Here is a 6,414-nt window from a genome sequence, read left to right on the forward strand (position 1 = left end):
CCCTTTACATAGATTGTTCTTTGAAAACGAAATAAATGAGTTGCACAAGAATAGTTTATTTTGCAAAATGGATTTAAACGGCATATGAGGTGAAAGCATCTATGACAATGATTGATGACAAGAAAACACCGTTAAGACAACTATATTCAATTCCGGAATCAATTTTAAAGTACCCTATTTTTTGCTTACTAGATGCGAAAAATGATTCGGAACATTTACAGAATGTATTTATGGCTATTAATGTACTTCATAGAGCTGGTTATGAAACCCTGGAAAGTATAATGAATGAAACGTGGGAAGATTTGAAGGGAGTCAGGCGCATCGGGAAAAAGCGCCAACTCATTCTGTTTCAGTTGCTTCAAAGAATAGAAGAAAATCCGAACTTAATACGAGCGTATTCCGCGGCTGTAAAGTCCGAAAAGCTAGAAGATATCAAAAAGAAATTGCGCCATATGGGTTTGATTACATAGGGGTGGTTGTTATTTTCGTGTTTTTTTAGTGAATTGGTTGTAATGATGATTTCATCGAAGAGAGGCGCCCACACATGAATATCTTCCGATTTGATATTAGCGCAAATGGGTTTCATCTTAAAACTTTTTTCAGCACAACCGAAGAAGCTGGTTTGAATCGATGCAAACGATACATGGGTGAGTTTCAACGTCAAGTTGCGAATGTACAATTGAAGGTTTCAATTTCGCAAAGGGAGAAGAAAAAACACAACTGGGAATATCACGGTACACCATACATATACAAAAGAACATTAGTAAAGAAACCGCTATCCAAAAGAGAGGGTTCTAAGGAGTAGTATCGATAAGGAAAATTTTCCTGATCACAAGCAAAAAAAAGCCCAAGGGATGCTTTCCCTGGGCTTTTTTGACCGATGCTTTCGGATTTAGTTTTATTATATCATGTCATTACATATTTTGTAAACAACCTCCTGCTATACCTCTACGCCCTGCTGCCGCGCAACGATAACCGTGTTCAGGAAAGTAAGCTCAGACAGCGTTAGTTTTCGCGTGTAGGCTTTTTCCGCCCAGGTATAGTCCGAAATGATCCCCTTCTTGTATAAACCATCCAGCGCGTCCCCGAGTTGTTTCCACTGCCAATCGTTTTCGAATTTCATCGTCTCCTCATACTCCTCCATATCGTATTTTTGCAGCTCGCTTGCCTCTATAATCTGAATCAACTTTGCCGCATACTGCGGATCGGTCGCATACCCCGCGCTCTGCAACGCCCGCGCAGCTCCTGCGTAATCACGTGCTGCGCATCGGTCGAAGAAGCCGGCTTTCGAATATCTGCCGTTTTCGATCAGGAACTTCGAGTGATCCGATATACTGCCGTACCAATCCTCATACACGCGAAACCCATCTACGACCTGCACCCACTTGCCATTTATATATTCTTGGGTTGTCTGCTGCTGTCCGCTGCCCTTGATACCGAACAAATTATTGCCGGGTGCTGACTGCCCCCAGGCACTCTCCAATGCGGCCTGTGCTATCGTGATGCTGGCAAGCACACCAGTTTCGGCCATACCTTGCACCGCGGCCACGGCGATTTGTTCGATGAATGATTGCTTGTTCATTTTTGCCCCTCGCCTTTCTGTCTCAGTTGCTCTAACAAATTTTTGATAGCTGGCGGCCACCAGAAGCCCAGAATGCTGGAATTTTCTATTAGCGATAGTCCTTCTCGTCCAATATAGAAATAGATCGCAAGCGTGCGAAAGACAGGGGCTTGACCACCAATAAATTCGTCCAATAGCACGGCCAAGGATATGACAAGCAAAACCATGCCCTTTCTGATCCCGCCCCAGAACATCACGTCGCTGTTCAGGCTTTTTGTTTTCACAGCCCCAAACACGCCGGAAAGATAGTCCCCGATCATCGCGTATACGAGAATCTTTATTGAGATGTCCCAGCCGCCCAGCCCAGCCGCGATGAACGTTCCCACCGCTGCTACAATGCCCGCGAACCCCGCTTCTTTCCCGGTTTCTCCCGCCGCCGCGGTAAGTAAATTGTTTAACAGAAATTTTGTACTCATAGTACCTCTCCCTCAGTAGCAGATTTTGCAGCTACATTTCTGTATTGTGGGTCTTCCGGCCCTTTTAGAGCGAGTGTGTCGGCGTGCTCCTGGGCCGTAATCCATCCTTGGGTTAGCGCATTGTCGATATCATTTACATAGTAATTCTCGGCAGCATATTGCATGACCGGAGCGACATATTCCGGTCGTTGAGCCGCGATATTTGCCAAGCTGTTTTTTCCTGTCAAATAAACATTTGTTGCATATGACCTAACTAATAGTGGGTTAACGGCCATCCTAAATCACTCCCTTATCAATGAGTAATTCCAGCAATTGTTGCTGGGTAATGCTATTGTCGGAAGCAGCTTGTTCAGCTACAGCAAGCCGCGCCTTGAGCACCGTTATTTGTTCTTCTGGAGAGGGTGTGCGCTCAGGTATGGCGATATCCTCAACCTTTTCTATTTCCATTGACTGCTGCGTCTTTGCATCGTAGATAATTTCTTTCATAGCTGCCAGACCTCCAAAGTGGCATCCCCGTTGAACATTCCGTTCCCGGCCTGGATAGCGATACTTGTTAGGCTACTAAATTTTGATGAATCTACCGTTGTAAATCCAATACTGGTTATCAAAACGTTGTTTGCAATGGTCGCACTTGAACTTGACGTTCCTTCATAAGTAGTCGCGCCGGTAAAGGTAATCTGATTGTTTTTGCATATCAAATCAATCGTTGTCAGTATGCGGATCGGATTGTTACTTCCGAAATCGGCAAGGAGCGCGTTGTTTGCAAGCCCGCTGCCGCTCTGCTGCATGTAATAAATATCACTGGTCGAAACTCCATTGATTTTTAGCATCCATCCAGCATAGCTCCCGGTCATGCCGCCATTCCGAAAAACAACCCTCAGCGGGCCAGTAACATTAAGGCCGCTGATCGTGATTGTTTGGACGCCAGTTGTTTTTTCAATACGCCATGTTCCAGGCGTCCCTGTATTCGTCAAGTCAATTAGTCCGGTATCGGTGTTTACAGTAGAAAGCTTGAAGGAGTTACCAGAGACGGCCCGCACATAATAGATTTTCCCGGGAATGATCCCCGTGGGCACCGAAGATGTAGTGCGCCCTTTTTGGAACGTGACCATGACCTGATCGTTTGCAATCAACGTATGCCCAGGGATTGTCAACGTATCCGCGGCGGCGTCTACCGTAATCGATGTGCTATCCCAATACGTAGGCGCTAAGGTATAGCTGCCCAGCAGAGTCGCTGCGCTACCCCCTCCAGAAGGGGTTGACCACTGCGCATCATAATTAGCCCCGCTGACTTTGGTTAGAACTTGTCCCGCCGTGCCGCCAGTAGGCACACCTTGTCCATTTGCGCCCGCGGATCCGGTTGCCCCGGCCGGGCCTTGCAGTCCGGTTGCACCGGTAGGGCCTGCCGGACCTTGCGGTCCTGCGGCTCCCGTTTCTCCCGTATCTCCTTTTGGCCCTTGCAAGCCCTGCGTACCTGCTGGGCCTGTTTCTCCTTTGGATCCATCGGCACCCGCGGGCCCTTGTGGGCCAGCATCCCCTTTGTCACCTTTTGGCCCAATTGGACCCTGCGGACCCATTGGGCCAGTATCCCCTTTATCTCCCTTATCGCCTTTGTCACCTTTTGGCCCTGGCGTTCCTGATCCACCGCCGCCGGCTGAAATGACAATCGGCACAGGGGCGGGACCGGGTGTCACGTTTATAGGATTAGTCATGGGTCACGTCCTTTATTACTGTGATATTCATCGTTTCGGAGGTTGTAATAACGCCCCCGCTTTTTCGCCTAATATCGGTTACAAGCACGCCAAGCGGCCAACCTGTGGTATCCGTAACACTGAAACGAAACGTAAATGGCGTTTCAGTTTCTTCAATGACGGCATTCGCAACAAGCCTATCGTATGGAACACGTATTTGAGAGCGTAACTCTTCCAGTCTCGCACCTTCCCAAGTTGCCAGATATTGAAACGTATCGCCACGTTTTATAGTCGGTAGTGTAACCATAGCAATCCACTCCTCGCATAAAAATAGCACCGACATTAAGCCGGTGCTTCACTGGTATTTGGGTAGCTAAATTCAAGTTGCTTTTCTTCGTTGATCCTGAACCCGATACATTTCATGAATTCTTCGGCATGCTGGCCGTATTCCAATTGAATGCATCCAATCGTTTCGGAGTCGCGGTCGGCCAGTGCTGGATATGCAGCGAAATCCTGCTCTATTGTCGTTTCAACTACGTCCCCGGAGCGCTCTCCGGTATCAAGGATAACGGCCTCCGTTGTTTTTTCGAAATATATTCTTCTTCCAATTTGTAACATGATTTGCCCTGCCTCCTAATACCCAAGTAGGGTAACTGTTGTACTTGCGGAAATTGGATATACCCCGCTTGGACCAACGTAAAAAGTAAGCGTGCACCCGCCATACCCTAGGTTTGTTACGCCCATACTTGTGCCGTACATGCCCCCGGTCGCCCCGGATCCCAACTGAAAATACTGAGAAACCCCGGTCATAGAACCGAAATCCGTTGTATTCGTAGTATACATGTAGGTGGCGCTAACATTGGACCGGTATCCTGTTCCATTTGAATTTGTATCGTAGCTTCCCCCGTGATTCGCAAGAATCAAAACAGGAGTGAATGTCAGACCAGTGATATTGAATAAAAACCCCGAAATGGTGACTTTGGCCGTTTTCATTGGTTTCAACGTGCCGGTTTGATCCATCCCATTTGCCGAAGAAAACGTATAACCGCTCACAACTTTGTCGGGTGTAGCCGTTCCTCCAACTGCTGCAACAACACTGCCTGAGTGATATCCTGTTGCAATTGACACATTGACTGTGTTAGGAAAATATAACGAAGCTCCATTGTTCACCATCGTCCCTGGTGTTCCCGCAATTGTTGTACCCGCGAGTACGTTCGCGGCAGGAACTGGAACGGCCAGTACGGTTCCGCTTCCGTTATGATATCCGGCCGGAATAGACTGCGCCGCAGCGCCCGGCGTGATCGTCACCGTGCCATTATTCGGCATCGACCCATTGGCTCCGTATAGAGCACCCGCCGAGAAAGTTGATCCTACTAATACCTTGTCGGCAGTAGCTGTGCCTGAAACTACTAATTGTGCCATGTTCACACCCCCACTATAGACACTGATGCGTATACTCTATTTGCAACTCCAGCTGTAAAACTAACAGAGATAGGAGAAAAGATAACTCCTATTGCATTTATAGTGACTGGAACCAAGCTATAACTACCCACCCCAAACGCTTGCGTACTCAGCCACAGATTTGTTTGATTGCCCGACCCATCGGCATAGGTAATTGTTGCTGATACATTCGTTGTAGCGGTTGTGACTCTGAACGATCCCGTTATCATGAAGTTGTTTTTTGTCGTTGGCATGAATGAAGCTATCGTTACCGCGCTTGTTGACATAATGAGTGCATCATTTGCTTTGTCCTTCGCTGCTACTCCATCGGCTACAGCAGCTTTCACAAAACCCGTCGAAGCTGCCGTAGTATCATTCGTTCCCGGTGCAGCAGTTGGCACTTTCGGCGTACCAGTGAATACTGGGGAATCCAAAGGAGCCTTTTGGCTATCAATATCCATTATGCCCTGCTCAATTCTATTCATGTCAGCTTCCGTGACAATCTGGCCGTATTGCCAGTTTGTATTTCCATTATAAGGCATCGCCTCATGCCTCCTTTATCGAAATGGTTTGTTTCATAATTGTGTCGCTCACGATTGGAATGATCACGGCATTTGAGGAAATAACCGACCCGCTGCTGCTCAAAACCTCGATCAATTGCACCCAGGCTTGCCCAGCGAAAAGAGGAATAGTATACTCCAGCTCTACGGTGCTCGCCGTGACCTGCCGCGTAGTAAATGTCGTGATCTCATACGATCCGTTTATTACGACTTTCGATATTTTATCTTTCGTGTATATGGCAAGTTCGTTGAGATATGCGTTAGGAATCACTTGATCTTTTCCTCCTCCCCAGCCGATGCAAACGGCGTAATGCCGACGCGCCAGGTCCCTAAAGATGTTTTCCTGAACAAGTATGTTCGCCAGATATGTTCCTCTAATGCAATACCGTCCGCCAAGGAGGATGCCTGCTGATAGGCCATATTCGCAGGCTTGATGACCTCAATCGTCCGCTGGATCTCCCGAAAGTATGCCGCGTCTGGAATACTGATCGTCACTTTCATGATGAAGTTTTGAACATCAACGCTAACGATTGCTTTTCCTTCTCCAACAAGAGAATCAAGCCTATTTTGCAAATACCGGATGGAAAACGGCGGCTTCGTGGAGTAGCGATTTACGAGCCGTCTGCGGCGGAAGTCCAACGTTTCAGTCGAAGGGTCCGCCCGGATACCGAGTTGCAGCTCGCGCC

Annotated in this window: 12 protein-coding genes; 1 reads left to right on the forward strand and 11 read right to left on the reverse strand. The window is 47.7% G+C overall.

The window, feature by feature from the left end; translation table 11 throughout:
* The first annotated feature begins 101 nt into the window (after window positions 1-101).
* Window positions 102-470, forward strand: coding sequence for an SAM domain-containing protein (locus AC3G2T_RS31275; RefSeq protein WP_488437945.1), 369 nt, complete (start codon window positions 102-104; stop codon window positions 468-470).
* A 470-nt stretch (window positions 471-940) separates the two neighbouring features.
* On the opposite strand, the gene AC3G2T_RS31280 is transcribed toward AC3G2T_RS31275, so the two are convergent.
* The 11 genes from AC3G2T_RS31280 to AC3G2T_RS31330 all read right to left on the reverse strand — a co-directional run.
* Window positions 941-1,582: a glycoside hydrolase family 73 protein gene (locus AC3G2T_RS31280; RefSeq protein ID WP_488437946.1), complete on the reverse strand. Its 642-nt coding sequence runs from the start codon at window positions 1,580-1,582 to the stop codon at window positions 941-943.
* Window positions 1,579-2,037 carry a phage holin family protein gene (locus AC3G2T_RS31285; protein WP_488437947.1) on the reverse strand — a complete coding sequence of 153 codons (459 nt, stop codon included), beginning with the start codon at window positions 2,035-2,037 and terminating at the stop codon, window positions 1,579-1,581. The genes AC3G2T_RS31280 and AC3G2T_RS31285 overlap by 4 nt, the downstream gene beginning before the upstream one ends.
* Entirely contained in the window at window positions 2,034-2,312 is a 279-nt protein-coding gene (locus tag AC3G2T_RS31290; RefSeq protein WP_488437948.1) for a hypothetical protein, read from the reverse strand. The genes AC3G2T_RS31285 and AC3G2T_RS31290 overlap by 4 nt, the downstream gene beginning before the upstream one ends.
* A gap of 1 nt (window position 2,313) precedes the next feature.
* Window positions 2,314-2,523 carry a hypothetical protein gene (locus tag AC3G2T_RS31295; protein ID WP_488437949.1) on the reverse strand — a complete coding sequence of 70 codons (210 nt, stop codon included), beginning with the start codon at window positions 2,521-2,523 and terminating at the stop codon, window positions 2,314-2,316.
* Window positions 2,520-3,749 carry a hypothetical protein gene (locus AC3G2T_RS31300; RefSeq protein ID WP_488437950.1) on the reverse strand — a complete coding sequence of 410 codons (1,230 nt, stop codon included), beginning with the start codon at window positions 3,747-3,749 and terminating at the stop codon, window positions 2,520-2,522. Before AC3G2T_RS31300 ends, AC3G2T_RS31295 begins: the two co-directional genes overlap by 4 nt.
* Window positions 3,742-4,035, reverse strand: a complete 294-nt coding sequence (locus AC3G2T_RS31305) for a hypothetical protein (protein WP_488437951.1) — start codon at window positions 4,033-4,035, stop codon at window positions 3,742-3,744. The genes AC3G2T_RS31300 and AC3G2T_RS31305 overlap by 8 nt, the downstream gene beginning before the upstream one ends.
* Before the next feature lie 35 nt (window positions 4,036-4,070).
* Window positions 4,071-4,346 carry a hypothetical protein gene (locus tag AC3G2T_RS31310; protein ID WP_488437952.1) on the reverse strand — a complete coding sequence of 92 codons (276 nt, stop codon included), beginning with the start codon at window positions 4,344-4,346 and terminating at the stop codon, window positions 4,071-4,073.
* 15 nt (window positions 4,347-4,361) lie between these two features.
* On the reverse strand, window positions 4,362-5,150 hold the full coding sequence (locus tag AC3G2T_RS31315; RefSeq protein WP_488437953.1) for a hypothetical protein: 789 nt from the start codon (window positions 5,148-5,150) through the stop codon (window positions 4,362-4,364).
* Window positions 5,151-5,152: 2 nt separating this feature from the next.
* Window positions 5,153-5,710 (reverse strand): hypothetical protein, encoded by a 558-nt coding sequence (locus tag AC3G2T_RS31320; protein ID WP_488437954.1) that lies wholly within the window; start codon window positions 5,708-5,710, stop codon window positions 5,153-5,155.
* 4 nt (window positions 5,711-5,714) lie between these two features.
* On the reverse strand, window positions 5,715-5,999 hold the full coding sequence (locus tag AC3G2T_RS31325; protein WP_488437955.1) for a ketopantoate hydroxymethyltransferase: 285 nt from the start codon (window positions 5,997-5,999) through the stop codon (window positions 5,715-5,717).
* A partial coding sequence (locus tag AC3G2T_RS31330; RefSeq protein ID WP_488437956.1) for a putative phage tail protein occupies window positions 5,996-6,414 on the reverse strand: 419 nt, incomplete at its 5' end. The genes AC3G2T_RS31325 and AC3G2T_RS31330, both read right to left, overlap by 4 nt.

It is taken from the genome of Paenibacillus sp. sgz302191, from assembly GCF_057749925.1.

What these genes read in the sequence shown, in the direction of transcription:
- AC3G2T_RS31315 (WP_488437953.1), bottom strand. Translation starts at nt 5,150, where the DNA reads ATGGCACAATTAGTAGTTTCAGGCACAGCTACTGCCGACAAGGTATTA.
- AC3G2T_RS31310 (WP_488437952.1), bottom strand. Translation starts at nt 4,346, where the DNA reads ATGTTACAAATTGGAAGAAGAATATATTTCGAAAAAACAACGGAGGCC.
- AC3G2T_RS31300 (WP_488437950.1), bottom strand. Translation starts at nt 3,749, where the DNA reads ATGACTAATCCTATAAACGTGACACCCGGTCCCGCCCCTGTGCCGATT.
- AC3G2T_RS31295 (WP_488437949.1), bottom strand. Translation starts at nt 2,523, where the DNA reads ATGAAAGAAATTATCTACGATGCAAAGACGCAGCAGTCAATGGAAATA.
- AC3G2T_RS31285 (WP_488437947.1), bottom strand. Translation starts at nt 2,037, where the DNA reads ATGAGTACAAAATTTCTGTTAAACAATTTACTTACCGCGGCGGCGGGA.
- AC3G2T_RS31320 (WP_488437954.1), bottom strand. Translation starts at nt 5,710, where the DNA reads ATGCCTTATAATGGAAATACAAACTGGCAATACGGCCAGATTGTCACG.
- AC3G2T_RS31290 (WP_488437948.1), bottom strand. Translation starts at nt 2,312, where the DNA reads ATGGCCGTTAACCCACTATTAGTTAGGTCATATGCAACAAATGTTTAT.
- AC3G2T_RS31305 (WP_488437951.1), bottom strand. Translation starts at nt 4,035, where the DNA reads ATGGTTACACTACCGACTATAAAACGTGGCGATACGTTTCAATATCTG.
- AC3G2T_RS31275 (WP_488437945.1), top strand. Translation starts at nt 102, where the DNA reads ATGACAATGATTGATGACAAGAAAACACCGTTAAGACAACTATATTCA.
- AC3G2T_RS31280 (WP_488437946.1), bottom strand. Translation starts at nt 1,582, where the DNA reads ATGAACAAGCAATCATTCATCGAACAAATCGCCGTGGCCGCGGTGCAA.